Source organism: Halobacillus sp. Cin3, from assembly GCF_947311855.1.
GTDB lineage: Bacteria > Bacillota > Bacilli > Bacillales > Halobacillaceae > Halobacillus > Halobacillus kuroshimensis.
In genome coordinates, this window is sequence record NZ_CAMZMV010000010.1 from 1 (window position 1) to 26,193 (window position 26,193).

The following is a 26,193-nucleotide window of genomic DNA, read 5'->3' on the forward strand; positions in this document are numbered from 1 at the left end:
GCATGTATTAGGCACGCCGCCAGCGTTCGTCCTGAGCCAGGATCAAACTCTCCATAAAAGTAGTTTGACTTGCTCATTTGCACACCGAATGTGCTTTGTTTCAAATTCCTTCAATAAAGAAGAAATGTTTTGACGTACTGGTTGGTTCGTTCAGTTTTCAAAGATCAAATGTTGTCGGCCGTTTGAAAACAGCGACTTAATCATCTTAACATGTGTTGTATTTTATGTCAACAACTTTTTTCATTAAGTTGAGAAAGCGTTTGGCTGTCGTTTTCGGCGACAAGTAATAATTTATCATGTGTGGGAAGCAGTGTCAACAACTTTTTTCAAATCAATTTCAATTCAATTTCAAACTGTTTGGCAAGTCGTTTTGTTTCCCGACAACGTTTAATAATATAGCACAGTTTAAAAAACAAATGCAATACTTTTTAATGTTTTTTTAATAAAAAAATCCTGTACGGATGACAGGATTTATCGAGCTGTTAGTTCTGCTTCTTTTTTCTCGGCATATACTGCAGGCATTCTTCCCTTGCAGCAAAGCGTCGGAAGATCTGAAAAAGCACTTCATACCTTTCTTCCATCGCCTGCTTCATTCCCTGATCAATCCGGTGATCACCCATATCAAACGTGATCTCTTCCATTTCCCGCTTTAATAAGTACTCTATTTCACGACGCTCCTGTTCATTGATAATTAACCCATGCATCTGAAAGTACCTCCCTGATAAACAACTCTATTTATTTCTACCCTAATTTCATTGTTTTTAGCATAGGTTGTCCGCTTTTTCATATGTATAGAACATATTGGTAGGAAAGGAAGACGATCCATGAGCTTTTACACGTGGAAAACAGAAAGACTCAAGCGTTACGGTATTATCGCTCTCCTTGCTTTATTTTGTGCTTTCGCCCTGTGGATCGGCCGCTGGGAGCAGCTGCCCGCTTTTTCTAATAATGGGGAGCCGCGCGCTCTTTCCCAAGGGAGCAGCGATCAGGACCATATCGCGCTGACCTTTAACATCAGCTGGGGAACAGAAAAGGTCAATGAAGTTTTAAAGCAGCTGGAAGCTCATCAAGTCCAGGCTACATTCTTCCTGAGCGGAGAATGGGCGGAGAGACACCCGGATATCGTCAAAACCATACAGGAAGGAAAGCATGAAATCGGGATGATGGGCTACACATATGAAAGCTACCTTGAAAAAGAACCAGACCAAGTAGCCGGCGATTTGAAAAAGGCAGATGAGGTGTTTGCAAAGCTTGGTTTTGAAGACATTCAATGGATCCGGCCTCCACATGGTCATATGAATAAAGAGGTCTTAAAAACCATCGAACAAAACGATATGCAGGCCGTCCAATGGAGTTTGAATCCAAGGGACTGGGAAAATCCAGGCACCAATGCCATCATCGATGCCGTGTTAAAAGAAAGCTCTAAAGGAGATATCATTGTTTTGCATGCTTCCGATTCAGTCAAACAGACGCCTAAAGCCCTTGAAGTCATTCTCCCTGGATTGAAGCAGAAGGGCCTTTCCTTCGTCAGTATCACCGAATTAGCAAGTGGCGGCGAAGCCAAGACGAGTCAGATCCAATAATAAAAAAGCCGCCGTAGGATACGGCGGCTTTTTTCAGGCATTTTCACTACGGGCAGGCCCCGTAAGGCGATGCAGCAGAAGAAGCTGATAGGCATTGCAGATAAATAAAGGAATGACCATCAACCATACATAATCACTCCCTGCCGCTCTAAGTGCCGGCACCCATTCCACCGTTGTAACGACAACCATAAAGAAAAGGGCGGGGATAAATGCATGGGCATTTGTCTCTTTTGTTTTAACGTAAGCCACAATCAGCGATAGAGCTAAAAGCGCAGCCGCTGTCACAATATACCCCCAGACAGATGCCCCATCCTCAGCTGCCTGATATCGAAAATACACCAAATCAAAAAGAGTAAAGGCAATTAAAAACAGCTGTACCGGTATCCATGCAGAACGGAACAGGCCCTTTCCGAATTGATTCACGGTCAAATAGGCGAAGAAACCCATTTGACTGATGATACTGAATATAAAGCCCATGCCCGCAAAAAATAAAAGCAGACCGAACAGCTCAAATAATTGAAAGGGCTGCCAAAACTCGGCATACGAATCAAATTTAAAAAAGAAACTGGCCGCCAGGGTCACCCCGCCGCCGATCCATAACGTTGATAAAAATAACTGTACCCATTTACGACTGTTCACAAGCGCTCCCCCTATATGTACAAAACTTCCTCCCCGTATTTTATCATGAAGCCTGTCTGTTTGCCTCCGAACGTATAAAATTTGTCGAAACGCGAATAGTAAGGCTATGGAGAACATAAGAAAGGGGACATGCAATGATGTCCAGACTCCGTATATTGCTGCCCGTTCTCGTTCTTGTTTTCCTGGCCGCTTGTAATGGTTCATCAGGAGCGAGTGAACAGGCGGACTACGATACCACCAAGAAAATGATGGTCGATATCCTCAAGTCCGATGATGGAAAAAAGGCGATGACTGAAGTCCTTTCCGATGAGGAGATGCAGCAGTCCATGGCTCTAGAGTCCGAAGTCGTCTCTCAGGCTGTCCAGCAGACGTTGATATCTGAAGAAGGTAAAGCTTTTTGGAGCAAGCTTTTTTCAGACCCTACGTTCGTCCAGGAATTCAGCAAAGTTCTGGAGGACCAGCAGAAAGAATTGATGAAAGGGCTCATGAAAGATGCAGAATATCAGAAGTTGATGATCGACATTTATAAAAACCCTGAAATGATGGAGCAGATGGTAACTGTCATGCAGGGACAGAAGTTCAAGGCACATTTGGAGACCTCCATCGAGGAAACGTTGAATAGTCCTGTCTTCCAGGCAAAAATGACAGAAACACTGTTAAAAGCCGCAGAGGAAATGAAAAGCGGTGAAGAACAAGGTGGTCAATCCGAGGAAAGCGGCCAGCAGAGTGGCGGAAGTCAATCTGAAAGTGGCGGCGAAGAAGGACAAAGCGGTTAATTCTATAAAAAATCACGCGCCCCGTGAAGGGACGCGTGGTTTTTATTAATATTTATCAATGACTTTGGCGGCCATATTCCGGTAAATGACACCGATCGGGTGATCCGCCTGATAAACAGAAGGAGCAAAGACTTCTTCTTCCTCATATGGCTGTTGAAGTGGCACGTGTCCAAGAACAGCTGTCTGCAGCGTATCCGCAAGCTTCACTCCGCCTCCACGGCCGAAGATGAACTCTTTGTTTCCTGTTTCTTTACTTTCAAAGTAAGCCATGTTCTCCACAACACCAAGAATCTCGTGTTCCGTCTTAATCGCCATCTGGCCAGCGCGTGCGGCTACGAAAGCAGCTGTCGGGTGCGGGGTCGTTACGATGATTTCCTTGGACGAAGGAAGCATCGAATGGACATCCAGCGCTACATCTCCCGTACCTGGCGGCAGATCTAGAAGCAGGTAGTCAAGATCTCCCCATTCCACTTCCTTAAAGAAGCTGGTCAGCATTTTCCCAAGCATCGGTCCACGCCAGATGATTGGAGAGTTATCTTCCACAAAGAAGCCCATGGAAACGACTTTCACTCCAAATCGTTCAACAGGAATGATTTTTTCCCCGCGGACGACCGGACGCTCCTCCACGCCCATCATATCCGGAACACTGAAACCATAGATATCCGCATCGATAATGCCGACTTTCTTTCCAAGACGTGTTAAGGCCACGGCAAGGTTAACCGTTACGGTTGATTTACCCACCCCGCCTTTACCACTGGCGATGGAAATGAACTTTGTATCCGTATTGCCGCTCAGTAAAGAGGCATCCTCCGACTGCTGATCGGCCGGCTGTAATTTCTGAATGACCTCATCAGAAAGCTGGTCAAAGCGAAGACCGACTGTCGCCGCTCCCCCGCTTTTCAGGGCATTGACGATGGTCTGCTGCAGTTCCATCTGCTCCGCTGTATTCGTCTTTCCAATCAGAATCTTCACGCTGACATGATTTTTTTCTTCCTTAATTTTTACTTCTTCCACTCCACCGGTTTCTTCCAGTGTTTTATGTAAAAATGGATCTTGAATAGGGTTCAGGATTTCTAGTACTTTCTCTTGTGTCAACAAGCCGGTTCACCATCCTTAGAAAATGATCGTTTCCTGTAGTATAACATACATGAAACGCTTTCTAAGTGATTTGCTCACGATCCATTTTCCTCAGGGAAATCCCGTTCCGTTACAAACCGCAGCACCCCTTGATAGATCGAAGCAGCCATCTGCCTTTGATAATCGTCTGATTTCAACAGTTCCCGTTCACGGTCATTGGACAAAAAACCCGCCTCTACAAGGGCTCCGGGAGCCTGTGCATGCTTCAGGATATAGATATTGCTGAGCCCGAGAGCCTCGCGCTTTGTATTGCCCATGTTGGATTGTATTTCAGCTTGAATGAACTTGGCGAGATATTCACTTTCCTCGCTTTCCGGATAATAAAATGTCTGTGCCCCGCTCCACTTATCAGATGGAATGGCATTCAAGTGCAGACTTAAGTATAAATCCGCTTCTTTTTCTTCGATAAACTCCACTCTATTACGTATATCCTCCGACTTTCTCCTGGAAAGACCGGATGTTCCCTCTGAAGCAAGATCAGCATCCTCGTACCTCGTCATATATACAAGCGCCCCTGCCTGCTGGAGGTAATCCTGCAGGTATTCTGCCATCTTCAGGGTGATGATTTTTTCCTCTGTACCGTCCCCACCTACCGCCCCACCATCCGGTCCACCATGGCCCGGGTCAAGAACGATCACTTTTCCGGACAGCGGCGATGACCAAACCGTCCATGCATCCTTCACTTCCTGAATCGGATAGGAAACCATGCACACAAGGACAATCACACCTGCCAGCCACAAAAAGGTCTTCAATCGTCGACTCACAATCGCTCACACTCCCTTGTACTTCCCCTGAATCATTGTATGGGACAAGAGACGAAAATATGAGCAGGTCAACCTCAGCACCAGCCCGGAGACTGAACTCAGGAATTGGAGGATACACCCTGAACGTATAGGAAAGCAAAAAAAGACTCCCAACCATAATGGTCGGGAGTCTTTCGGATTGTCCAAAACTTAACGCTTGGAGAATTGTGGCGCGCGACGGGCACCTTTAAGACCGTATTTCTTACGCTCTTTCATACGTGCGTCACGAGTCAATAGACCTGCGCGTTTAAGTGGTGTACGGTATTCTGGGTCAGCTTTAAGCAATGCACGGGCGATACCGTGACGGATTGCTCCTGCTTGTCCTGTGAATCCACCGCCGTCTACGTTTACGTAGACATCATAGTTACCTTCAGTTTCTGTTACAGCAAGAGGCTGTTTAAGAATCATACGAAGGGTTTCATATGGGAAAAAGTCTTCAGCATCACGTTTGTTAACTACTACACGACCAGTTCCTGGAACAAGACGTACACGAGCTGTTGAGCTCTTACGACGACCAGTACCGGAGTATTGTACTTGTGCCACTAGATTACCTCCTTTAATTATCCGCGAAGTTCGTAAACTTCTGGTTGTTGTGCTTCATGTTTGTGCTCAGATCCAGCATATACATGAAGTTTCTTGCCCATTTTACGTCCAAGACTTCCTTTTGGAAGCATGCCTTTAACAGCAAGTTCAAGCATCTGCTCTGGATATTTCGTACGCATTTCGTTAGCCGTACGGGACTTCAGACCACCAGGGTGGTTGGAGTGACGATAGTATACCTTATCGTTGATTTTGTTACCTGTTAGTTCGATCTCACCAGCATTGATGATGATGACGTGGTCACCAGTGTCAACGTGTGGTGTGTATGTTGGTTTGTTCTTACCGCGAAGGATCGCAGCAACTTCGCTCGCTAAACGGCCGAGTGTCTGCCCTGCAGCATCCACAACATACCATTTACGTTCAACGTTGTTTTCATTTGCCATGAAAGTTGTGCGCATATCGGTTTCCCTCCTGAAATGTTTTATTATCACATAGACTGATTAACTGCTTTATCATTTATCTCAAAGTACGATTAGTTTTCCGGGGCTAACCGTGGTACAGAAATAAAATGCCATAGAATATAATATAACACTCTATATTCATGTGTCAAGGGAATGCACACCTGGATTCGTTGTTTTTTTCTGAGACAGAGGACCCAATGAATGGAAATTGTTCAGGACCTCTTAATAATCGACCTTCCATAGGAACAACCCTTGAGGAGGAGCCGTCCGCCCTGCCGCTTCCCGGGTCCGGGCTTTTAAGATATCAGGAATATCCTCCGGGGCACGCTTTCCTTTTCCTATTTCCAGAAGTGTGCCGACAAGGATCCTTACCATATTATATAAAAATCCGGATCCCTTAAAGGTGAACACCACTTCTTCTCCACGGCTTTCTACATCCGCTTTGAAAATTGTGCGCACCTTGCTCCCCTTTAGGTCTGTCTTCGGTGAACAGAAGGATGTAAAATCATGCTCTCCTTCGATATAGCCGCATGCCTTTTTCATGGCTGTGATGTCAAGAGGAGCTTTGACGTGAGTAGTATAATGACGGCGGAAAAGATCTGGATCGGGGTGATTCCTCACAAAATACCGGTATTCTTTTCCGGTTGTATCGTACCTGGCATGAAAACCACCGGACGGCTGGTCAGCTTCCTTCACCTGAATGTCATCCGGCAGCATGGAATTCAGCGCCCGCCGCCAGTTACTGACGGGGATCTCGAGCGGTGTATCAAAATGAATCACCTGCCCGACAGCATGCACACGGGCATCGGTTCTGCCCGAAGCCGTCACCTTTACGGTCTTTCCTTTATGAATCTTTTTTAAAGCCTTCTCAAGCTCTTCCTGAATCGTGCCGCCATTCGGCTGAACCTGATAGCCTGCGTAACCGGAGCCATCATAGGCGATAGTCATACGTATACGATTCATATCCAGCACCTCCGATCATGAACGGGTCAGAAAGAGAACTGCGGCCAGCAGAATGAAAACAGCAAAGAGCAGCCAGTCCCTCCGCTCCAGTTTTAATTCTCTCAGCTTCGTTCTTCCTTCGCCCCCTTGATATCCTCGCGCTTCCATCGCCATAGCGAGCTCCTCCGCGCGTTTAAAGGCGCTGACAAACAAAGGGACCAGCAGAGGGACAACGGCCTTCACACGGTCTTTAAAAGCGCCTGTGCGGAAGTCTACCCCTCTTGAGGCCTGTGCCTTGGATATCTTTTCTGTCTCCTGCATCAATGTTGGGATGAAACGCAGGGAGATTGACATCATCAACGCCAGTTCATGGACAGGGAATTTCACTTTTTTCAAAGGACCCAGCAGCTCCTCAATGGCATCGGTAATCTCAATCGGCGTCGTCGTTAACGTAAGCAGGGAGGTAACGAGGATCAACAGGAAGAATCTCAGGGAAATCGCTGCCCCCTGGATCAACCCTTCCTCATAGACCGCCCAGCCGAACAGGCTGAACGCAACCTCTCCTTCCCTTGTCACGAACAAGTGAAGCAGGAACGTGAAGATGACCAGGAACCAGACCGGCTTCAGCCCCTTCATGATGTAGGAGAATGGAACTTTCGATAAAACGGCACTCGAGAGGGCGAACAACGCGAGCACCCCATAACTCATAACAGAGTTAGCAAAAAAGACGATCACGACATAAAAAAAGATGACAGCGATTTTGGAGCGGGGATCCAGGCGGTGAATTACAGAATCCGATGGAATGTATTGACCGATAATCAGGGAACTACTCATGATCGCCGCCCCCCTTCACTTTCAGGGCTATTTCCTTTGCTAACTCCGCTATCGTCTGGCCTTCGTATTCAAGATCAAGGCCATAATCCCGGGCCATTTTCAAAAAGGAAACGACTTCCGGTACGTCCAGCTGCACATCTTCCAGGGCCTGCTGCTGCTTAAAGATTTCCAGCGGGGTCCCTTCCCTGTAGACCTTCCCTTGATTCATGATGATAATATGATCGGCATAGGCAAGAGCATCCTCCATGCTGTGGGTTACAAGCACGGTTGTAAGACCCTTCTCTTGATGCAGGTGATAAAACATATCCATGATTTCCTTACGCCCGTTCGGATCAAGTCCGGCAGTCGGCTCATCCAGCACAAGCACTTCAGGATCCATAGCGAGAACACCGGATATGGCTACGCGGCGCATCTGTCCTCCGCTTAAGTCAAAGGGAGAGCGTTCCAGAAGCTCTTCCGGCAGTTTCACCGCCTGCACCGCTTCTTTTGTCCGGCGTTTGATTTCGTCCTGTCCAACACCGAAATTCTGCGGACCGAAGCCGATGTCTTTTTCCACGGTTTCTTCAAACAACTGGTGCTCAGGATATTGAAACACGACGCCCACGTTTTCCCGAAGCTTCATCAGCTGTTTGTTTTTCTCTCCGGCCTTCATCGTATACGGGCCCACCTGCACCTGCCCTTCTGTCGGCTGAAGCAGCCCGTTCAGGTGTTGAATCAATGTGGATTTCCCAGACCCGGTATGACCGATGACCGCTACAAAAGAACCGGATTGGATGGTAAAGGACAAGTCATCCAAAGCTCTGTGTTCGAATGGTGTATTCGGCTGGTACGTGTAACTTACATGATCGAACGTGATGTCCATAATTCCTCCAACAACTCCTGGTGATTCAATGGCTCACGGGTAAGCGCCACACCTTCTGCTTTCAGGTGGTCGGCCAATTTACTAACGAATGGAGTATCCAAGCCAATTTCTTGTAAGTGTTCTTTTTTGGAAAATACGTCTCTAGGAGATCCCTGCATCCAAACCTCTCCTTTATTCATGACAATCACCCTGGAAGACTGAGTAACCTCATGCAGATCGTGAGTGATGGTAATCAGGGACAGGTCCCGTTCTTCCTGAACGCGGTGGACCGTGTTCATAATTTCCTTGCGCCCTTTAGGGTCGAGCATAGCAGTGGCTTCATCAAGAATGATGAACTTCGGTGACACGGCGAGGACACTCGCGATAGCTACCCGCTGTTTCTGCCCGCCTGACAGACGGTGTGGTTCCTGCTGCTCATAATCAGACATCCCTACGGCCGAGAGGCTCTCTTTGATCCTTTCCAGCATCAACTCCCTGGGCATGCCGTGATTCTCCATACCAAAAGCGACATCATCTTTCACAGTGGTCCCGACAAACTGGTTGTCCGGATTTTGAAAGACCATGCCTACCTGTTTTCTAACATCCCAGATGGTTTCTTCGTTGACCGGCATCCCATCTACCAGGATTTCCCCTTCCTGTGGAAACAGCAGTCCATTCATTAATTTCGCTATGGTCGACTTTCCTGAGCCGTTATGACCGATGACAGCCACCCACTCATCCGGTCCGATTGTAAAGCTTACATCTCTCAACACCCAGGGCATGTCCTCCTGGTATCGAAAAGATACGTTCCGGAACTCGACTTGTCTCTCTCCCATCTCTGTTCCTCCTCTGCTCAGCTGACGATTTCCCGGGAAATATGACACCATTCCCCGTTATAAAGAGAATTTCACCCTCCCATAACGGGAGGTATTCCCGCATCGGTATAAAAAAGTATAAAAAAAGGGCTGGATGTAACCTCATAATGAGATTCACTCCTGCCCTTTTACCCCGATGGTAATCATTATACTAGTTCGATGATTGCCATTTTAGCTCCATCACCTTTACGCTCGCCAAGCTTCAATACGCGAGTGTAACCACCTTGACGGTCCTCGTAGCGTGGGCCGATGTCAGAGAATAGCTTCTGCAGTGCAGTCTGCTCTCCTTCTTCATCAGCTTGTGCATTATATAGGAATGCTTCCGCTTGACGACGGGCATGAAGATCGCCGCGTTTACCTAGTGTAATCATTTTTTCTACAACAGACTTAAGCTCTTTCGCTTTAGCTTCTGTTGTTTCCAAACGTTCGTGTACGATCAGGTCTGTTGCCAAGCCGCGAAGCAAAGCCATGCGCTGATCTGTAGTACGTCCTAGTTTTCTAGCCATTGATAATCCCTCCCTTAACTGGATCTCTTAGATGTGTTCTATCAATCGTCTTTTCTTAGTCCAAGACCTAGTTCGTCCAGTTTATGCTTCACTTCTTCAAGTGACTTGCGGCCAAGGTTGCGCACCTTCATCATGTCTTCTTCAGACTTGTTGGCAAGCTCCTGCACAGTGTTGATACCTGCGCGCTTCAAGCAGTTGTAGGAACGAACAGAAAGGTCAAGTTCCTCGATTGTCATTTCAAGAACTTTTTCTTTTTGGTCCTCTTCTTTCTCGACCATGATTTCAGCTTTTTGAGCTTCATCAGTAAGGCCGACGAAAATGTTGAGGTGCTCCATATAAATTTTAGCTCCAAGAGAGATCGCCTCTTCTGGACGAATGCTGCCATCCGTCCAAACATCCAACGTCAATTTATCAAAATTAGATGTTTGACCGATTCGAGTATTCTCTACTTGATACGTCACACGGGAAACCGGTGTGAAGATAGAGTCAACGGGAATCACGCCGATGGGTAGATCCTCATGGTTATTTCCTTCAGCCGGACGATATCCTCGACCGCGTTCTGCTGTAATGCGAGCACGGAAGCTGGAATTGCTGTCGAGTGTAGCGATATGAAGGTCTGGATTTAGAACTTCAACGTCACTATCATGCGTAATATCAGCCGCGGTAACCTTGCCTTCACCCTGCACATCAATTTCTAAAGTCTTCTCTTCGTCAGAATACACTTTCAAAGCTAGTTTCTTCAGGTTCAAAATAACAGTTGTTACGTCTTCAACGACGCCTTCAATCGTGGAAAACTCATGAAGTACACCGTCAATTTGAACAGAAGTGACAGCAGATCCGGGAAGTGAGGATAATAGGATACGACGCAAGGAGTTCCCTAGAGTTGTACCATATCCACGTTCCAGCGGTTCTACGACGAACTTACCAAAAGTAGATTCATCGCTGATCTCGACCGTTTCAATCTTTGGCTTTTCAATTTCGATCATTTACTCAAAACCCTCCTTCAAAACGTCGAAACCCCGGTTAGACGACAGGTCTAACCGAAATTCCTCAGGTAGGCAGTCCCGATATAAGATAACTGCTTAATGGCTGTCTACTGCGGTCCTGATTTAAAAGCTATCATAACCCATTATAGACAGGGTGACAAATTCTATTCAGAACTTATTATACGCGACGACGTTTTGGTGGGCGGCAACCATTGTGTGGTACTGGAGTTACGTCACGGATTGCCGTAATATCAAGACCTGCTGCCTGTAGTGAACGGATCGCAGCTTCACGACCTGCACCAGGACCTTTTACTGTAACTTCAAGAGTTTTCATGCCGTTGTCCATAGCATCTTTCGCTGCTGCTTCAGAAGCCATTTGTGCAGCGAATGGAGTAGATTTACGGGAACCTTTGAAACCAAGAGAACCTGCACTGCTCCAGCTGATAACATTACCTTGGACATCAGTGATCGTTACGATTGTGTTGTTGAATGTAGAACGAATATGAGCCATACCCGTCTCTATATTCTTTTTCACGCGGCGTTTACGACTGCGAGTGTTTCCTTTACGTGCCATAGGATGAGTTTACCTCCTTTGTATTAATTATTATTTACGTTTGTTAGCTACTGTACGACGTGGACCTTTACGTGTACGGGAGTTGTTCTTCGTCTTTTGTCCGCGAAGTGGAAGACCACGACGGTGACGGATTCCACGGTAAGAACCGATTTCAATCAGACGCTTGATGTTTAGAGAGTTCTCACGACGAAGATCACCCTCAACGTTATGCTGTTCAACAGCTTGACGGATCTTACCTAGTTCGTCTTCTGTAAGATCGCGAACGCGGGTACTCTCAGATACACCAGCTTCAGCCAGGATGTCTGCAGCAAGGGATTTACCGATACCAAAGACATAAGTTAATGAAACAACCACGCGCTTGTCGCGGGGAATATCTACACCTGCAATACGTGCCATAAGTTACGTGCACCTCCTTTAAGATTAACCTTGTTTTTGTTTATGCTTAGGGTTTTCACAGATAACCATGACTTTACCTTTACGTTTGATGACTTTGCATTTTTCGCAAATTGGTTTTACAGAAGGCCTTACCTTCATCATCCATACCTCCTTTAAGATCGGAGTTTTATTTATAACGGTACGTAATACGTCCTTTTGTCAAATCATAAGGAGAAAGTTCTACCGTTACTTTGTCCCCAGGTAAGATTCGGATAAAGTGCATGCGAATTTTACCGGAAACATGAGCAAGAACGGTATGACCGTTTTCAAGTTCAACCTTGAACTGAGCGTTCGGTAAGGTTTCAACGACGGTCCCTTCTACTTCAATTACATCGTCTTTCGCCATCGAGTTGATCTCCCTTCTTCAAATCAGTCACTGCTTCATTGACATATTTTGCTACGGCAAATCGAAGCTTGCCATTTGTGACCCGACCAGTTTCCAGAAGGCTGTCCTGGACTTCCGGAGAGATGAAATCCATAAGCTCAACGTGCTGCAGATTCTTTTTCTTTGGTCGATCATACTTACGTTTCTCTCCGTCGGCAAGCAGCACAAAGCGGCCATCCAGCACACCGATCACCACTGCGTACTGTCCTGCCTCACGCCCCTGCACAATACGAACAATTTGACCTATTCGCGGACTCGACTCAGATTCGTTCAAAAACGATCACCTTCATTTAGGATTTTGTTAATATTTCGTAACCCTCATCCGTAATCGCGATGGTGTGCTCAAAATGTGCGCACATCTTTCCATCCTGCGTTACAACCGTCCATTGATCATTCAGGGTTTTCACATGACGTGAACCTGCATTGATCATCGGTTCAACAGCTAATACCATTCCAGGTTTTAATCGGGGGCCTTTGTTGGGAGGTCCATAATGAGGAATCTGTGGATCCTCATGAAGTTCCTGACCAACGCCGTGACCGACATATTCCCTTACTATGGAGAAACCTTCAGGCTCCACATAGCTTTGGATGGCATGCGATATATTTGAAAGGCGTTCACCTGGTTTTGCTTCATCAAGTCCTTTGAACAATGACTGCTCGGTAACTCTCAGCAGCTCCAATGTGCCCTCATCAACAGTGCCGACCGGATACGTCCAGGCCGAATCACCGTGATAGCCTTTATATTTTGCCCCAATATCGATACTGATAATATCACCATCGTTCAGGACCCTGTCTCCAGGAATACCATGAACAAGTTCTTCATTGACAGATGCACAGATACTGCCACGGAATCCATTATAACCTTTAAAAGAAGGGATTGCATCCATACTGCGTATGAATTTATCAGCAATCTTATCCAATTCTCCAGTAGTTATACCTGGGCGGATGTTTTCTTTCATCTTTTGGTGCGTCAGGGCGACAATGCGTCCTGCTTCACGCATAATATCTAATTCCCGCGGAGTCTTACATATAATCATTCAGCCAGTGCTCCAAGCTTCTGATCAATGTCAACAAATACTTCTTTGATGTCTTTATCACCTTCGAAGGAGACCAGGTAGCCTTGATCCTGATAGAAATCAAGCAGAGGCTGCTGCTGTTCTACGTTGACCTCGAGGCGTTTCTTAACGGTTTCAGGCTGATCGTCTTCCCGCTGAGTCAATGCTGAACCATCGTTATCACAAATCCCGTCCTCTTTAGGAGGGTTGAACACAACGTGGTACGTAGCACCGCAGGTCGGGCAGATGCGTCGTCCAGTCAGACGCTCGATAAGCTTCTCTTTTGGAACATCGATATGAAGAACATAATCCAGTGAACGTTCCATATCGGCCAGAAGGTTGTGAAGGGCTTCTGCCTGAGCGATGGTTCTAGGGAAACCATCGAGCAGAAAGCCTTTCTGACAATCCGGCTTACTTAGACGCTCGCGAACGATTCCGATGGTAACTTCATCCGGAACGAGTTCGCCTTTGTCCATATATGATTTGGCCTCTTGGCCAAGGGATGTTCCTTCTTTGATAGCTAAACGGAACATATCTCCAGTTGAGATATGAGGGATGTCATATTTTTCGACTATTTTCTCTGCCTGAGTACCTTTTCCGGCACCAGGGAGACCCATTAGGATTAAATTCAACGTCTTCCCCTCGCTCTCATTTATTCAATAGCAGGATGTTAATTATTTAATGAATCCTTTATAGTGGCGTTTTACAAGCTGACTTTCAAGCTGTTTCATCATTTCAAGGGCAACCCCGACAACGATGAGCAGGCTTGTTCCTCCAATTTGGACCGTCGGCGGCAGTTGCGCCAGGGAACCAAGGATGATTGGAAGAATGGAGACAGCTGCAAGGAAAATGGATCCTACAAAGGTTAATCGGTACATTACACGGGTCAGATACGTTTCAGTATTGGCCCCGGGACGAATCCCTGGAATGTAACCGCCCTGCTTCTTCAAGTTTTCTGCCATCTGCTCCGGATTAACCTGAACAAACGTGTAGAAATACGTGAAGGCAATAATTAACGCAACATAGATAATCATTCCCGGCCAGTTTTGGTAATCAAAGATATACTGGATAACAGAAGCTACTTCACTGTCTTCAAAGAAGCCGGCAACGGTTCTCGGAGCGATAATAAAGGATATCGCAAAGATGACCGGGATAACTCCTGCAGCATTCACTTTGAGTGGAAGGTGAGTGGAATGTCCACCTACAGGGGAACGATTCACTAAACGCTTCGCATACTGGATCGGGATTTTACGAAGGGCCTGCTGGATGAAGATAACTCCAACCACGACCGCAACGATGACCAGGGCAATCAACGCGATGATTACCAGGTTGATGAACAGTTCGTCTCCTGCACCGGAGATGTACTGATCATACAACTGATTCACACCATTAGGAATCGCAGCAACGATACCTGCGAAGATTAGTATAGAAATACCATTTCCGACGCCATGTGCAGTGATTTGCTCGCCAAGCCACATTAGAAAAGCTGTTCCGCCTGTCAGCACAAGCGCAATGACTAAGAACTTGGTAACACCAGGATCCGAGATCAACTGACCTCCTGCCAAAGCGTTAAAACCAATGGACATACCAATGGCTTGAACGAAAGCGAGAACAATAGTTCCGTAGCGGGTAAACTGAGCTAATTTTCGACGGCCAACTTCACCCTGCTGTTTCCACTCAGCAAATTTCGGGACAACATCCATCTGCAGCAGCTGCATGATGATGGAGGCTGTAATGTAGGGCATAATCCCCATAGCAAAGATGGAGAAATTCTGTAATGCCCCGCCTCCGAACGTATTCAGGAACCCAAATGCGTTCTGTTCATCCATAAAAGTGATAGCGTCTCTGTTTGTGAAAGGCACCGGGATGAAGGTTCCCAGGCGAAACACAACGAGCATCAGCAAAGTGAAAATGATTTTCCGTCGAATATCACCCACGCGCATAAAATTGGAGATTGTCCGGAACATTAAATCACCTCAGTTTGACCGCCCGCCGCTTCAATTGCTTCTTTTGCGGAAGCAGAGAACTTGTGAGCTTTCACTGTAAGTTTCTTCTCGATAGAACCTTTAGCCAATACTTTGATGCCGGCTTTTTGGTTGCTTACCACGCCGGATTCAAGTAGAAGCTCAGGAGTAACCTCTGTACCTTCTTCGAAACGGTTCAGGGCATCAAGGTTAACGATTGCGAACTCTTTACGGTGAATGTTTGTAAAACCACGCTTAGGCAGGCGCTGGAATAGTGGCATCTGTCCACCCTCGAAACCTGGGCGAGTTTTGCTGCCGGAACGCTGACCTTGACCTTTGTGTCCACGTCCGGATGTTTTACCATTACCAGAAGCCATACCACGGCCTACACGGTTACGCTCTTTACGAGTACCTTTAGCCGGTTTAAGTTCATGCAGTTTCATGCGTTGCACCTCCTTATTACTTTTCTTCTATTAAACTTCCTTAATCGTAACTAGGTGAGACACCTTATTAGCCATACCTCGGATCGCCGGGTTATCTTCAACTACGACAGTTTGTCGGATCTTGTTAAGACCAAGAGCCTTGACCGTAGCACGCTGATCTTGTGGTCTACCAATAACGCTGCGCGTGAGGGTAATTTCTAACTGATTAGCCATTTTATTTCCCTCCTTATCCTAGTTCTTGTACAGACTTACCGCGAAGTCTTGCAACGTCTTCTGCGCGCTTAAGCTCGCTAAGTCCAGTGAGTGTAGCACGTACCATGTTGATTGGCGTGTTAGAACCAAGAGACTTAGATAGAATGTCTTGAACACCTGCAAGCTCAAGTACCGCACGGACAGGTCCACCAGCAATAACTCCAGTACCTTCTGCTGCCGGCTTCATAAGAATGTTACCTGCACCAAAACGTCCGTTGATTTCGTGTGGAATCGTCGTGTTCTTCACTGGTACTGTGATTAGATTTTTCTTAGCATCATCAATGGCTTTTTTGATTGCTTCCGGTACCTCTTGGGCTTTCCCTGTACCGAAACCAACATGACCATTTTTATCTCCAACTACAACAAGCGCAGCAAAACGGAAACGGCGTCCACCTTTAACTACTTTCGCTACACGGTTGATAGTGACTACGCGTTCTTCAAGATCAAGTTTGTTAGGGTCGATGTTTAAATTCATTTGTGTCCCTCCTTTAACTATTAAAATTCAAGTCCGGTTTCGCGGGCTGCTTCAGCTAGTGCTTTCACACGGCCGTGATACAAGTAACCTCCGCGGTCGAATACAACAACTTTAAAGCCGTTATCGATTGCGCGTTGTGCTACCATTTCACCGACTTTCTTAGCAGCTTCCACGTTACCAGTCTGATCAAGGTCAAAACCTTTATCTACAGTAGATGCACTTGCTACTGTAACCTGGCTCTCATCATTGATGAGTTGAGCATAGATGTGGTTGTTAGAGCGGTATACGTTCAAGCGTGGGCGTTCAGCTGTTCCGACAACATTTTTACGAACGCGGGCGTGGCGCTTCTTACGTACGACATTTTTATCTGCCTTCGTGATCATCTTGGTCACTCCTTTCTATACGTTACCTTAGAACCTTATTTAGCTGTTTTACCTTCTTTACTGCGTACACGTTCGCCTTCGTAACGGATTCCTTTGCCTTTGTAAGGCTCTGGAGGACGGATAGCACGGATGTTAGCAGCAACAGCACCAACTAGTTCTTTGTCGATACCTTTAACAGTAACTTTTGTGTTGGAAGGAACTTCGATTTCGATTCCTTCGCGTTTTTCAATTTCTACAGGGTGGGAATAACCAGCGTTCACAACAACTGTTTCGCCCTGCTTCTGAGCACGGTAACCGACACCGATGATTTCAAGGTTCTTCTCGAAACCTTTAGATACACCTTCAACCATGTTGCCGATCAGGCTGCGTGTTGTACCGTGAAGAGCGCGGTGCTCTTTGTGATCGCTTGGACGCGATACAGATAGAACGTTATCTTCAACTGTAACAGTGATGTCCTCGTGGAACGTACGAGTCAGTTCCCCTTTTGGACCTTTCACTGTAATCGTTTTGTTATCCTGAGTGATTTCTACACCTTCAGGAATTTCAAGAGTTTTTAATCCTACGCGAGACATATTTTTGCACCTCCTGTCTTGTTCGTTTTATTACCAGACGTAAGCTAGAACTTCGCCGCCGATGGCTTGTTCACGAGCTTCTTTATCTGTTAGGACACCTTTTGAAGTGGATACAACGGCAATACCAAGTCCGTTAAGAACTTTAGGAAGCTCTTCGGAGTTCGCATACACACGTAGACCTGGCTTACTGATACGTTTAACACCAGTGATTACGCGCTCGTTGTTCTGGCCGTACTTAAGGAAGATGCGAAGAACACCCTGCTTGTTGTCTTCTACAAATTCGTAGTCACGTACGAAACCTTCACGCTTAAGGATATCAGCGATTTCTTTTTTCACGTTGGAAGCTGGAAGTTCAAGCTTCTCGTGGCGAACCATATTCGCATTACGGATACGAGTCAGCATATCTGCAATTGGATCTGTCATTGTCATAACTCTTTTACCTCCTTTCCTGTTACGGGTTTACCAGCTGGCTTTTTTGACACCAGGGATTTGTCCTTTGTATGCAAGTTCTCGGAAACAAATACGGCAAAGCTTAAACTTACGTAGTACGGAGTGCGGACGTCCGCAGCGTTCACAACGAGTGTATTCGCGTACTTCGTACTTCTGTTTACGCTGTTGCTTCGCGACCATTGATTTTTTAGCCACTATTTTCCCTCCTTAATGTCAGCTCATTATTTTTGGAACGGCATGCCGAATTGAGCTAATAGTTCACGCGCTTCTTCGTCAGAGTCAGCAGAAGTGACAATAACGATATCCATTCCACGCACTTTGTTTACTTTATCGTAATCGATCTCTGGGAAAATCAATTGCTCTTTAACACCAAGAGTGTAGTTTCCACGACCATCAAAAGCTTTCTTAGAAATACCACGGAAGTCACGCACACGTGGTAGTGATACGGCGATCAGCTTTTGTAGGAATTGGTACATACGCTCTCCGCGAAGGGTTACTTTCGCACCGATCGGCATACCCTCACGTAGACGGAAGCCTGCGATTGATTTCTTAGCTTTCGTAATCACTGGTTTCTGACCAGTAATCATCGTTAGTTCTTCAACAGCTGTATCAAGTGCTTTCGCGTTTTGAACAGCATCGCCTACACCCATGTTGACAACGATTTTCTCAACTTTTGGTGTCTGCATGATGGACTCATATTCAAATTTGCTCATCAGAGATGGAACAACTTCTTCTTTATATTGTTTCTTTAGTTCGTTCATCGTGTGGCCCTCCTTTCATCTATGGGTTATTTGTCCAGCGCTTCACCGGATTTTTTCGCGATACGAACTTTCTTATCGTCTTCGACTTTGTAACCAACACGGGTCGGTTCGCCAGTCTTAGGATCAATCGGCATTACGTTTGATACGTGGATCGCTGCTTCCTGAGTCAAGATTCCACCCTGCGGGTTTTCTTGAGACGGCTTCGCGTGTTTTTTCACTTCGTTCACGCCTTCAACAAGAACACGATCTTTCTTTGGATAAGCTTCAAGGATTGTACCTTGCTTGCCTTTATCCTTACCGCTAATGACCATTACTTTGTCACCTTTTTTTACGTGCATTCTACGCGCACCTCCTTAACAAGGCATTTCATTCAGGCTTTTATAATACTTCTGGAGCTAGAGATACAATCTTCATGAATTTAGCATCACGAAGTTCACGAGCTACCGGTCCGAAGATACGAGTACCGCGTGGTCCTTTGTCATCACGAACGATTACTGCTGCGTTTTCGTCGAAACGGATATAAGAACCATCTTTACGGCGCATACCGCTCTTAGAACGTACGATAACAGCTTTAACTACTTCACCTTTTTTAACAACGCCTCCTGGTGTTGCCTGTTTCACAGTAGCAGTGATGATATCACCAATGTTAGCTGTTTTACGGCCGGATCCACCCAAGACTTTGATCGTTTGGATTTCACGTGCACCAGAGTTGTCTGCAACTTTCAGACGAGATTCCTGTTGAATCATACCATGTAACCTCCCTTCGGATCATCTCCGAGCGAACTTTATTTAGATAATAACAGACTCTTCAACAACTTCTAGAAGACGGAAACGCTTGGATGCGGACAATGGACGAGTTTCCATGATGCGCACGATGTCGCCGTTTTTCGCCTGGTTGTTTTCGTCATGTGCTTTGAACTTTTTGGAATACTTTACGCGTTTGCCATAAAGCTTGTGGAACTTATAAGTTTCTACCATAACAGTGATTGTTTTGTCCATTTTGTCAGAAACAACACGGCCGGTATAAACCTTACGATTATTACGTTCAGTCATGTGAGGGTGACCTCCTCTCATCTATTAGTTATTTACGCCTAGCTCACGTTCACGAGCAACAGTCTTCATACGGGCGATGGACTTGCGAACTTGACGGATACGTGCAGTGTTCTCAAGTTGACCTGTTGCCAATTGGAAGCGTAGGTTGAAAAGTTCCTCTTTAAGAGATTTAACTTTTTGTTCAATTTCGGCAGTGGTTAATTCACGGATCTCATTAGCCTTCATTGATTTCACCACCAATTTCTTCACGTTTTACGAACTTCGTACGGATCGGAAGTTTGTGGGAAGCAAGACGAAGTGCTTCGCGGGCTACCTCTTCAGAAACTCCTGCGATCTCAAACATAATTTTCCCTGGTTTCACAACTGCTACGAAACCTTCTGGAGCACCTTTACCGGAACCCATACGTACTTCTAGGGGCTTAGCAGTATAAGGCTTATCAGGGAAGATTTTGATCCAAACTTTACCGCCACGCTTCATGTAACGAGTCATCGCGATACGCGCTGCCTCGATCTGACGGGCTGTGATCCAAGCTGGATCGATAGCTTGCAAACCATATTCACCGAATGCAACTTCAGTACCGCCTTTGGCACGGCCTTTCAAGCTTGTACGGTGTTGACGACGATATTTAACACGTTTAGGCATTAACATAATGCTGTTCCCCCTTCCTTATTTATCAGTCTTTGTTGGAAGGATTTCACCACGATAGATCCACACTTTAACACCAAGCTTACCGTAAGTGGTGTCTGCTTCTGCAGTACCGTAATCGATGTCTGCACGAAGTGTATGAAGTGGTACAGTTCCTTCACTGTAGTATTCAGCACGAGCGATATCTGCGCCACCTAGACGACCGGATACCTGGGTACGGATACCTTTAGCTCCTGCACGCATTGCGCGTTGTAGAGTTTGTTTCTGAGCACGACGGAAAGATACACGGTTTTCCAATTGACGTGCGATATTGTCAGCTACCAGTGTAGCGTCAAGATCTGGTTTTTTCACTTCAACGATGTTGATGTGAACTCGTTTACCAGTGAGTTGGTTAAGAGCTTTACGAAGTGCTTCGACTTCAGAACCGCCTTTACCGATAACCATTCCTGGCTTAGCTGTGTGCACAGTAATGTTTACACGGTTTGCTGCGCGTTCGATTTCGACCGTGGAAAGAGCAGCATCTTTAAGACGAGTTTCAACATATTCACGAATCTTAATGTCTTCATGTAACAAGTCTGCGTAGTCTTTACCAGCGTACCACTTGGACTCCCAGTCACGGATAACGCCGATACGAAGACCTACCGGATTAATTTTTTGACCCACTGATTATCCCTCCTTTTTTTCTGATACGACCACAGTGATGTGGCTTGTGCGTTTGTTGATCTGGCTTGCGCGGCCCATTGCACGAGGACGGAAACGTTTAAGTGTTACGCCTTCGTTTACAAACGCTTCGGAAACATATAGGTTTTCCGGATCCATTTCATAATTGTGTTCAGCGTTGGCGATCGCAGAGTTAAGAAGTTTCTCAACTACTGGAGATGCGCCGCGGTTTTTCAGGCGAAGTGTAGCTAGAGCTTCACCCACATTTTTTCCTCGAATTAAATCAATTACAAGACGAGCTTTACGAGGAGCGATACGAACGGTTTTAGCAACTGCTTTAGCTTGCATTAGAGTGCCTCCTCTCTATATTAGCGTTTTGTTTTCTTGTCATCGCCAGAGTGTCCCTTGAACGTACGGGTTGGCGCGAATTCACCTAGTTTATGACCTACCATGTCTTCAGTAACATAGACAGGTACGTGTTTGCGACCATCATAAACAGCAATGGTGTGTCCTACGAAGTTAGGGAAGATAGTTGAACGACGAGACCAAGTCTTCACGACCTGCTGTTTGCTATCTTCATTAAGCTTCTCGATTTTCTTCATCAAATGATCATCTACAAAAGGTCCTTTTTTCAGGCTGCGGCCCATGAATAAACCTCCCTTCGCGATTGAGAGACGGGTCCTAATGCCCGCCCGACAATCCCGTTATTTTTTACCGCGTCTACGTACGATATATTTATCAGACGGCTTGTTGCGTTTTCTTGTCTTGTATCCAAGAGTTGGTTTACCCCATGGAGATACAGGAGATGGCATACCGATTGGTGCGCGTCCTTCACCACCACCGTGTGGGTGATCACTAGGGTTCATTACGGAACCACGTACAGTAGGGCGCTTGCCTTTCCAACGAGAACGTCCAGCTTTACCAACACTGATAAGTTCGTGCTCAAGGTTACCAACCTGACCGATTGTTGCACGGCAAGTAGATAGTACCAGGCGGACCTCACCAGAAGTCAGGCGTACTAGAGTGTATTTGTTTTCACGGCCAAGGATTTGTGCAGAAGCACCAGCAGAACGAACAAGCTGTCCGCCGCGTCCCGGCTTAAGTTCTACGTTGTGTACAATTGTACCAACTGGAATATCTTTAAGTGCAAGAGCGTTACCAGGTTTGATATCCGCACCTTCACCTGAAATGATTTCTGTGCCAACCTTAACACCTTTAGGAGCAAGGATGTAGCGTTTTTCACCATCAACATAGTTGATTAGTGCAATGTTAGCGGAGCGGTTCGGATCATATTCGACTGTAGCAACGCGTCCAGGTATTCCATCTTTGTCACGTTTGAAGTCGATAATACGATACTGACGCTTATGGCCTCCGCCCTGATGACGAACTGTCAGCCTACCCTGGTTGTTACGTCCACCTTTTTTGTGAAGTGGAGCGATAAGGGAGCGTTCAGGTTTGTCAGTCGTGATTTCAGCGAAATCAGAAACTGACATGTGTCGACGACCGTTAGTAATCGGTCTGAACTTTTTAATCGCCATCTTTATTTCCCTCCTTCATTATCAATTAGTCAATTATACTTCAAAGAATTCTAGTTCTTCACTGTCCTGAGTCAACTTAATAACTGCTTTCTTACGATCAGAACGATAGCCGCCGTAACGACCCATACGCTTGAATTTACCTTTAAGGTTCATTGTGTTGACAGACTCAACTTGAACGCCAAAGATTTCTTCAACTGCATTTTTAATTTCAGTTTTGTTAGCTTTCGTGCTAACTTCAAACGTATATTTCTTTTCTCCCATAAGATCAGCAGAATGTTCAGTAATGACAGGGCGCTTAATGATATCGCGTGGTTCTTTCATTATGAGAGCACCTCCCCTGCTTTTTCAGCTGCTTCCTTAGTAAGGATCAGCTTGTCATGCGTCAGCAAGTCTAACACACTTACCTGCTCTACAGGGAGAGCATTTACTGTAGGGATGTTATTAGAAGAAAGAGCTACGTTCTTATCTTCTCCTGCTGTAACGATCAAAGCCTTCTCGTTTACGTCTAGTGCGCTAAGCATATTTACAACTTCTTTAGTTTTTGGAGCGTCTAGAGACAAGCTCTCAAGAACGATTGCGTTACCTTCCTGTACTTTAGAAGAGTAAGCGGACTGAAGTGCAAGACGACGAACTTTTTTCGGCATCGTGTAGCTGTAGCTGCGTGGTGTAGGACCGAATACAGTTCCACCGCCAACCCATTGTGGTGAACGGATAGACCCTTGACGTGCACGGCCTGTACCTTTTTGACGCCATGGTTTACGGCCACCGCCGGATACTTCAGAACGTCCTTTTACTTTGTGTGTGCCTTGGCGAAGATTCGCGCGCTGCATCAACACAGTTTCGTGTAATACGTGAGTATTAGGTTCAATCCCAAATACGGCTTCATTCAGTTCGATTTCACCAACATTAGAACCGCTTTGGTTTAATAGTGCTACTTTAGGCATGACATATCCTCCCTTCGTTGATTATTTGCTAGCCTTATTTGCACTTGTAATCTTAACGTAAGATTTTTTCGCGCCTGGTACATTACCTTTGACTAGAAGCAGGTTACGCTCAGCGTCTACTTTAACTACTTCAAGGTTTTGAAGAGTTACCTGCTCGCCACCCATTTGTCCTGCAAGACCTTTGCCTTTGAAGACTTTCGATGGGTCTGCACCTTGTCCCATAGAACCGGAACGGCGGTGGAAACGGGAACCGTGTGTTTTAGGTCCAGTGGATTGGTTGTGGCGCTTGATTGCACCTTGGAAACCTTTCCCTTTAGAAGTACCTGTCACATCGATTGCGTCACCAGTTTCAAACATATCTACCTTAACCTCTTGACCTAGTTGAAAGTCATCAAGGTTCGCATTACGGAATTCACGAACGTAGCGCTTAGGTGTTGTGTTTGCTTTGTCAGCGTGCCCTTGAGCAGCTTTCTTCAAACGGTTGGATTTTTCATCAGCAAATCCAAGCTGGATCGCTTCATAACCATCATTTTCTGTAGTTTTCTTTTGAAGAACTACGTTCGGCTCAGCCTGAATAACAGTTACAGGGATCAATTCACCGTTGTCAGAGAAAATCTGTGTCATGCCGACCTTGCGTCCTAAGATTCCTTTCGTCATCCGTTACACCTCCTATTATCTTAACGATTTATTATAGTTTAATTTCGATATCCACACCAGATGGTAGATCCAAACGCATTAGTGAATCAACGGTCTGTGGTGTTGGATTAACAATGTCAATCAGACGTTTGTGCGTGCGCATTTCGAACTGCTCACGAGAGTCTTTATACTTGTGAGTCGCACGAAGTACTGTATATACAGAACGCTCAGTTGGAAGCGGGATCGGACCAGATACTTCCGCGCCGGAACGCTTAGCTGTATCAACGATCTTCTCTGCAGACTGATCAAGCACTCTGTGATCATACGCTTTTAAACGAATACGAATTTTTTCTTTTGCCATGATATTCCCTCCTTCTTCGCCCATTTTTAAAATAGACATTCTCCGCGAAAAAACTTGAACACCAGCCATGGCAAAGGGGCCGGGTGTGTCAACAACCTTTCGCTTCATCGCCTTTTATGACCAACATTACTCATTATATAGAATAATCCGGGTCAATGCAAGGAAAAATCCATAAATAATTTATCTACGGACACTTTTACTATTATACTGATGTTTGCGGCACATTTCAACCATCTGTTCCAGATAAGCAGCATTCGTTCCACCGCAAAAATTCCATAATACATTAAAACAAATTCAGCCGGTTCTTTCAAGTGATAACACAAAAAAAGCAGCAGCCGGATGGCTGCTGCTTCCTATAAAATAAGAGAGATCTTATTTAGTGATTGTAGATACAACGCCTGAACCTACAGTACGTCCACCTTCACGAATAGAGAAACGAGTTCCGTCCTCGATCGCGATTGGAGCGATAAGTTCAACTGTCATTTCAACGTTGTCCCCAGGCATAACCATTTCTACGCCTTCAGGAAGTTGAATAACACCAGTTACGTCCGTTGTACGGAAGTAGAACTGTGGGCGGTAGTTAGAGAAGAATGGAGTGTGACGTCCACCTTCGTCTTTAGCTAGTACATAAACTTCAGCTTTGAAGTTTGTGTGTGGTGTGATGGAACCAGGCTTAGCTAGTACCTGACCACGGTTGATGTCTTCACGCTTAACACCACGTAGAAGAGCACCAATGTTATCGCCTGCTTCTGCATAGTCAAGAAGCTTACGGAACATTTCAACACCAGTTACGGCAGTCTTGAAGGACTCTTCAGCCATACCGATGATTTCAACTTCGTCACCGACTTTAACTTGACCACGCTCAACACGGCCAGTTGCAACTGTACCACGGCCAGTGATGGAGAATACGTCCTCAACAGGCATCATGAATGGCTTGTCAGTGTCACGGTCTGGAGTTGGGATGTGCTCGTCAACAGCGTCCATAAGGTCATAGATCGCCTGCTCGTATTTCTCTTCACCTTCAAGAGCTTTAAGAGCAGAACCGCTGATTACTGGTACATCGTCACCAGGGAAGTCATATTCAGATAGAAGATCACGAACTTCCATTTCAACTAGCTCAAGAAGCTCTTCGTCGTCTACCATGTCAACTTTGTTCAAGAATACAACGATAGCTGGTACACCTACGTTTTTAGAAAGCAGGATGTGCTCACGAGTTTGTGGCATTGGACCGTCAGCTGCAGATACAACCAGGATCGCGCCGTCCATTTGAGCAGCACCAGTGATCATGTTCTTAACGTAGTCAGCGTGACCTGGGCAGTCAACGTGTGCATAGTGGCGAGCTTCAGTTTCGTACTCAACGTGTGCAGTGGAGATAGTGATTCCACGCTCACGCTCTTCAGGAGCACCGTCGATCATGTCGTAGGCCATAGCTTCACCAGAACCAGATTTCTTATGAAGTACAGTAGTGATCGCTGCAGTTAGAGTAGTTTTACCGTGGTCAACGTGTCCAATAGTACCAATGTTAACGTGGGACTTGGACCGGTCAAATTTTTCTTTACCCATTGTATATTTCCTCCTTTAGATAAGTAACAATTATTAGTTTAAGATTTATATGCAGCCAAGGAGTGACAAGCACTCCTAAGCTTACATTACAAGTTATACTGTAACTTGTTTAAAAAATCA

44 protein-coding genes and 1 rRNA gene are annotated in these 26,193 nt (G+C 45.9%); 2 read left to right on the plus strand and 43 right to left on the minus strand.

Annotation, left to right across the window (positions count from 1 at the left end; all coding sequences use genetic code 11):
• Positions 1–58 (minus strand): 16S ribosomal RNA (locus tag QMA39_RS18695); the annotation flags it as partial.
• Positions 59–482: 424 nt separating this feature from the next.
• On the minus strand, positions 483–704 hold the full coding sequence (locus QMA39_RS18700) for a hypothetical protein (RefSeq protein ID WP_027953383.1): 222 nt from the start codon (positions 702–704) through the stop codon (positions 483–485).
• 120 nt (positions 705–824) lie between these two features.
• Between QMA39_RS18700 and QMA39_RS18705 the strand changes: the two genes are divergently transcribed.
• Positions 825–1,583, plus strand: coding sequence for a polysaccharide deacetylase family protein (locus QMA39_RS18705; protein WP_027953384.1), 759 nt, complete (start codon positions 825–827; stop codon positions 1,581–1,583).
• Positions 1,584–1,616: 33 nt separating this feature from the next.
• Here QMA39_RS18705 and QMA39_RS18710 read toward each other — a convergent pair whose 3' ends face one another.
• Positions 1,617–2,222, minus strand: coding sequence for a KinB-signaling pathway activation protein (locus QMA39_RS18710; protein ID WP_027953385.1), 606 nt, complete (start codon positions 2,220–2,222; stop codon positions 1,617–1,619).
• Positions 2,223–2,356: 134 nt separating this feature from the next.
• Between QMA39_RS18710 and gerD the strand changes: the two genes are divergently transcribed.
• On the plus strand, positions 2,357–2,998 hold the full coding sequence (gene gerD / locus QMA39_RS18715; RefSeq protein WP_348646636.1) for a spore germination lipoprotein GerD: 642 nt from the start codon (positions 2,357–2,359) through the stop codon (positions 2,996–2,998).
• Between the two features lie 45 nt (positions 2,999–3,043).
• Here the strand turns inward: gerD and QMA39_RS18720 are convergent, their stop codons facing one another.
• From QMA39_RS18720 to tuf, 40 genes are all read right to left on the minus strand, one after another.
• A complete protein-coding gene (locus QMA39_RS18720; protein WP_281659544.1) occupies positions 3,044–4,096 on the minus strand; it encodes an Mrp/NBP35 family ATP-binding protein in 1,053 nt (350 codons plus the stop codon).
• 74 nt (positions 4,097–4,170) lie between these two features.
• Entirely contained in the window at positions 4,171–4,899 is a 729-nt protein-coding gene (gene cwlD, locus QMA39_RS18725) for an N-acetylmuramoyl-L-alanine amidase CwlD (RefSeq protein WP_027953388.1), read from the minus strand.
• A gap of 189 nt (positions 4,900–5,088) precedes the next feature.
• The gene (rpsI, locus tag QMA39_RS18730; RefSeq protein WP_027953389.1) at positions 5,089–5,481 is read right to left on the minus strand and encodes a 30S ribosomal protein S9; all 393 of its coding nucleotides are present in this window, start codon (positions 5,479–5,481) and stop codon (positions 5,089–5,091) included.
• Positions 5,482–5,498: 17 nt separating this feature from the next.
• Positions 5,499–5,936, minus strand: a complete 438-nt coding sequence (gene rplM, locus QMA39_RS18735) for a 50S ribosomal protein L13 (protein ID WP_027953390.1) — start codon at positions 5,934–5,936, stop codon at positions 5,499–5,501.
• A 225-nt stretch (positions 5,937–6,161) separates the two neighbouring features.
• On the minus strand, positions 6,162–6,902 hold the full coding sequence (gene truA, locus QMA39_RS18740; protein ID WP_281659545.1) for a tRNA pseudouridine(38-40) synthase TruA: 741 nt from the start codon (positions 6,900–6,902) through the stop codon (positions 6,162–6,164).
• Positions 6,903–6,917: 15 nt separating this feature from the next.
• Complete coding sequence (locus QMA39_RS18745; RefSeq protein WP_027953392.1) at positions 6,918–7,715, minus strand: energy-coupling factor transporter transmembrane component T; 798 nt, start codon at positions 7,713–7,715, stop codon at positions 6,918–6,920.
• On the minus strand, positions 7,708–8,577 hold the full coding sequence (locus tag QMA39_RS18750; RefSeq protein WP_027953393.1) for an energy-coupling factor ABC transporter ATP-binding protein: 870 nt from the start codon (positions 8,575–8,577) through the stop codon (positions 7,708–7,710). Before QMA39_RS18750 ends, QMA39_RS18745 begins: the two co-directional genes overlap by 8 nt.
• Entirely contained in the window at positions 8,553–9,392 is an 840-nt protein-coding gene (locus tag QMA39_RS18755) for an energy-coupling factor ABC transporter ATP-binding protein (RefSeq protein WP_281659546.1), read from the minus strand. Before QMA39_RS18755 ends, QMA39_RS18750 begins: the two co-directional genes overlap by 25 nt.
• A 185-nt stretch (positions 9,393–9,577) precedes the next feature.
• The gene (gene rplQ, locus QMA39_RS18760; RefSeq protein WP_027953395.1) at positions 9,578–9,937 is read right to left on the minus strand and encodes a 50S ribosomal protein L17; all 360 of its coding nucleotides are present in this window, start codon (positions 9,935–9,937) and stop codon (positions 9,578–9,580) included.
• A 41-nt stretch (positions 9,938–9,978) separates the two neighbouring features.
• The gene (locus QMA39_RS18765) at positions 9,979–10,923 is read right to left on the minus strand and encodes a DNA-directed RNA polymerase subunit alpha (protein ID WP_027953396.1); all 945 of its coding nucleotides are present in this window, start codon (positions 10,921–10,923) and stop codon (positions 9,979–9,981) included.
• Positions 10,924–11,101: 178 nt separating this feature from the next.
• Positions 11,102–11,497: a 30S ribosomal protein S11 gene (gene rpsK, locus QMA39_RS18770; RefSeq protein ID WP_027953397.1), complete on the minus strand. Its 396-nt coding sequence runs from the start codon at positions 11,495–11,497 to the stop codon at positions 11,102–11,104.
• Between the two features lie 30 nt (positions 11,498–11,527).
• Positions 11,528–11,893 carry a 30S ribosomal protein S13 gene (gene rpsM / locus QMA39_RS18775; RefSeq protein ID WP_027953398.1) on the minus strand — a complete coding sequence of 122 codons (366 nt, stop codon included), beginning with the start codon at positions 11,891–11,893 and terminating at the stop codon, positions 11,528–11,530.
• A 24-nt stretch (positions 11,894–11,917) separates the two neighbouring features.
• Positions 11,918–12,031 (minus strand): 50S ribosomal protein L36, encoded by a 114-nt coding sequence (gene rpmJ / locus QMA39_RS18780; protein WP_002509257.1) that lies wholly within the window; start codon positions 12,029–12,031, stop codon positions 11,918–11,920.
• Between the two features lie 28 nt (positions 12,032–12,059).
• A complete protein-coding gene (gene infA / locus QMA39_RS18785; RefSeq protein ID WP_027953399.1) occupies positions 12,060–12,278 on the minus strand; it encodes a translation initiation factor IF-1 in 219 nt (72 codons plus the stop codon).
• Positions 12,256–12,591, minus strand: a complete 336-nt coding sequence (locus tag QMA39_RS18790) for a KOW domain-containing RNA-binding protein (protein ID WP_027953400.1) — start codon at positions 12,589–12,591, stop codon at positions 12,256–12,258. The genes infA and QMA39_RS18790 overlap by 23 nt, the downstream gene beginning before the upstream one ends.
• Positions 12,592–12,607: 16 nt before the next feature.
• On the minus strand, positions 12,608–13,354 hold the full coding sequence (gene map / locus QMA39_RS18795) for a type I methionyl aminopeptidase (protein ID WP_027953401.1): 747 nt from the start codon (positions 13,352–13,354) through the stop codon (positions 12,608–12,610).
• Positions 13,351–14,004: an adenylate kinase gene (locus tag QMA39_RS18800; protein WP_027953402.1), complete on the minus strand. Its 654-nt coding sequence runs from the start codon at positions 14,002–14,004 to the stop codon at positions 13,351–13,353. Before QMA39_RS18800 ends, map begins: the two co-directional genes overlap by 4 nt.
• Before the next feature lie 42 nt (positions 14,005–14,046).
• Positions 14,047–15,339: a preprotein translocase subunit SecY gene (gene secY / locus QMA39_RS18805; protein ID WP_027953403.1), complete on the minus strand. Its 1,293-nt coding sequence runs from the start codon at positions 15,337–15,339 to the stop codon at positions 14,047–14,049.
• Complete coding sequence (rplO, locus tag QMA39_RS18810) at positions 15,339–15,779, minus strand: 50S ribosomal protein L15 (protein WP_027953404.1); 441 nt, start codon at positions 15,777–15,779, stop codon at positions 15,339–15,341. The genes secY and rplO overlap by 1 nt, the downstream gene beginning before the upstream one ends.
• A 30-nt stretch (positions 15,780–15,809) precedes the next feature.
• Positions 15,810–15,992, minus strand: coding sequence for a 50S ribosomal protein L30 (gene rpmD / locus QMA39_RS18815; RefSeq protein WP_027953405.1), 183 nt, complete (start codon positions 15,990–15,992; stop codon positions 15,810–15,812).
• 13 nt (positions 15,993–16,005) lie between these two features.
• A complete protein-coding gene (gene rpsE / locus QMA39_RS18820) occupies positions 16,006–16,506 on the minus strand; it encodes a 30S ribosomal protein S5 (protein WP_027953406.1) in 501 nt (166 codons plus the stop codon).
• Between the two features lie 20 nt (positions 16,507–16,526).
• Positions 16,527–16,889: a 50S ribosomal protein L18 gene (gene rplR, locus QMA39_RS18825; RefSeq protein ID WP_206936248.1), complete on the minus strand. Its 363-nt coding sequence runs from the start codon at positions 16,887–16,889 to the stop codon at positions 16,527–16,529.
• Positions 16,890–16,924: 35 nt separating this feature from the next.
• A complete protein-coding gene (rplF, locus tag QMA39_RS18830) occupies positions 16,925–17,461 on the minus strand; it encodes a 50S ribosomal protein L6 (RefSeq protein ID WP_027953408.1) in 537 nt (178 codons plus the stop codon).
• Positions 17,462–17,491: 30 nt separating this feature from the next.
• Positions 17,492–17,890: a 30S ribosomal protein S8 gene (gene rpsH / locus QMA39_RS18835; protein WP_027953409.1), complete on the minus strand. Its 399-nt coding sequence runs from the start codon at positions 17,888–17,890 to the stop codon at positions 17,492–17,494.
• Positions 17,891–17,920: 30 nt separating this feature from the next.
• Positions 17,921–18,106 (minus strand): type Z 30S ribosomal protein S14, encoded by a 186-nt coding sequence (locus QMA39_RS18840; RefSeq protein WP_027953410.1) that lies wholly within the window; start codon positions 18,104–18,106, stop codon positions 17,921–17,923.
• 26 nt (positions 18,107–18,132) lie between these two features.
• Entirely contained in the window at positions 18,133–18,672 is a 540-nt protein-coding gene (gene rplE / locus QMA39_RS18845) for a 50S ribosomal protein L5 (RefSeq protein WP_027953411.1), read from the minus strand.
• Between the two features lie 26 nt (positions 18,673–18,698).
• Positions 18,699–19,010 (minus strand): 50S ribosomal protein L24, encoded by a 312-nt coding sequence (gene rplX, locus QMA39_RS18850; protein WP_027953412.1) that lies wholly within the window; start codon positions 19,008–19,010, stop codon positions 18,699–18,701.
• Between the two features lie 40 nt (positions 19,011–19,050).
• Positions 19,051–19,419 (minus strand): 50S ribosomal protein L14, encoded by a 369-nt coding sequence (rplN, locus tag QMA39_RS18855; protein ID WP_027953413.1) that lies wholly within the window; start codon positions 19,417–19,419, stop codon positions 19,051–19,053.
• A 42-nt stretch (positions 19,420–19,461) separates the two neighbouring features.
• Positions 19,462–19,725 (minus strand): 30S ribosomal protein S17, encoded by a 264-nt coding sequence (rpsQ, locus tag QMA39_RS18860; RefSeq protein ID WP_027953414.1) that lies wholly within the window; start codon positions 19,723–19,725, stop codon positions 19,462–19,464.
• Between the two features lie 24 nt (positions 19,726–19,749).
• Positions 19,750–19,950, minus strand: coding sequence for a 50S ribosomal protein L29 (gene rpmC, locus QMA39_RS18865; RefSeq protein ID WP_027953415.1), 201 nt, complete (start codon positions 19,948–19,950; stop codon positions 19,750–19,752).
• Positions 19,940–20,374 (minus strand): 50S ribosomal protein L16, encoded by a 435-nt coding sequence (gene rplP, locus QMA39_RS18870; RefSeq protein WP_027953416.1) that lies wholly within the window; start codon positions 20,372–20,374, stop codon positions 19,940–19,942. Before rplP ends, rpmC begins: the two co-directional genes overlap by 11 nt.
• An 18-nt stretch (positions 20,375–20,392) precedes the next feature.
• Positions 20,393–21,034, minus strand: a complete 642-nt coding sequence (gene rpsC / locus QMA39_RS18875; RefSeq protein WP_027953417.1) for a 30S ribosomal protein S3 — start codon at positions 21,032–21,034, stop codon at positions 20,393–20,395.
• Positions 21,035–21,037: 3 nt separating this feature from the next.
• Positions 21,038–21,379 (minus strand): 50S ribosomal protein L22, encoded by a 342-nt coding sequence (gene rplV / locus QMA39_RS18880; RefSeq protein ID WP_027953418.1) that lies wholly within the window; start codon positions 21,377–21,379, stop codon positions 21,038–21,040.
• A gap of 20 nt (positions 21,380–21,399) precedes the next feature.
• Positions 21,400–21,678 carry a 30S ribosomal protein S19 gene (gene rpsS, locus QMA39_RS18885; RefSeq protein WP_027953419.1) on the minus strand — a complete coding sequence of 93 codons (279 nt, stop codon included), beginning with the start codon at positions 21,676–21,678 and terminating at the stop codon, positions 21,400–21,402.
• A 57-nt stretch (positions 21,679–21,735) separates the two neighbouring features.
• Positions 21,736–22,569, minus strand: coding sequence for a 50S ribosomal protein L2 (gene rplB, locus QMA39_RS18890; protein ID WP_027953420.1), 834 nt, complete (start codon positions 22,567–22,569; stop codon positions 21,736–21,738).
• 33 nt (positions 22,570–22,602) lie between these two features.
• On the minus strand, positions 22,603–22,890 hold the full coding sequence (rplW, locus tag QMA39_RS18895; protein ID WP_027953421.1) for a 50S ribosomal protein L23: 288 nt from the start codon (positions 22,888–22,890) through the stop codon (positions 22,603–22,605).
• The gene (gene rplD / locus QMA39_RS18900; protein ID WP_027953422.1) at positions 22,890–23,513 is read right to left on the minus strand and encodes a 50S ribosomal protein L4; all 624 of its coding nucleotides are present in this window, start codon (positions 23,511–23,513) and stop codon (positions 22,890–22,892) included. The genes rplW and rplD overlap by 1 nt, the downstream gene beginning before the upstream one ends.
• A gap of 21 nt (positions 23,514–23,534) precedes the next feature.
• Positions 23,535–24,170, minus strand: a complete 636-nt coding sequence (rplC, locus tag QMA39_RS18905; RefSeq protein ID WP_281659547.1) for a 50S ribosomal protein L3 — start codon at positions 24,168–24,170, stop codon at positions 23,535–23,537.
• 31 nt (positions 24,171–24,201) lie between these two features.
• The gene (gene rpsJ, locus QMA39_RS18910; RefSeq protein ID WP_027953424.1) at positions 24,202–24,510 is read right to left on the minus strand and encodes a 30S ribosomal protein S10; all 309 of its coding nucleotides are present in this window, start codon (positions 24,508–24,510) and stop codon (positions 24,202–24,204) included.
• 372 nt (positions 24,511–24,882) lie between these two features.
• Positions 24,883–26,073, minus strand: coding sequence for an elongation factor Tu (tuf, locus tag QMA39_RS18915; protein ID WP_027953425.1), 1,191 nt, complete (start codon positions 26,071–26,073; stop codon positions 24,883–24,885).
• Positions 26,074–26,193 lie beyond the last annotated feature (120 nt).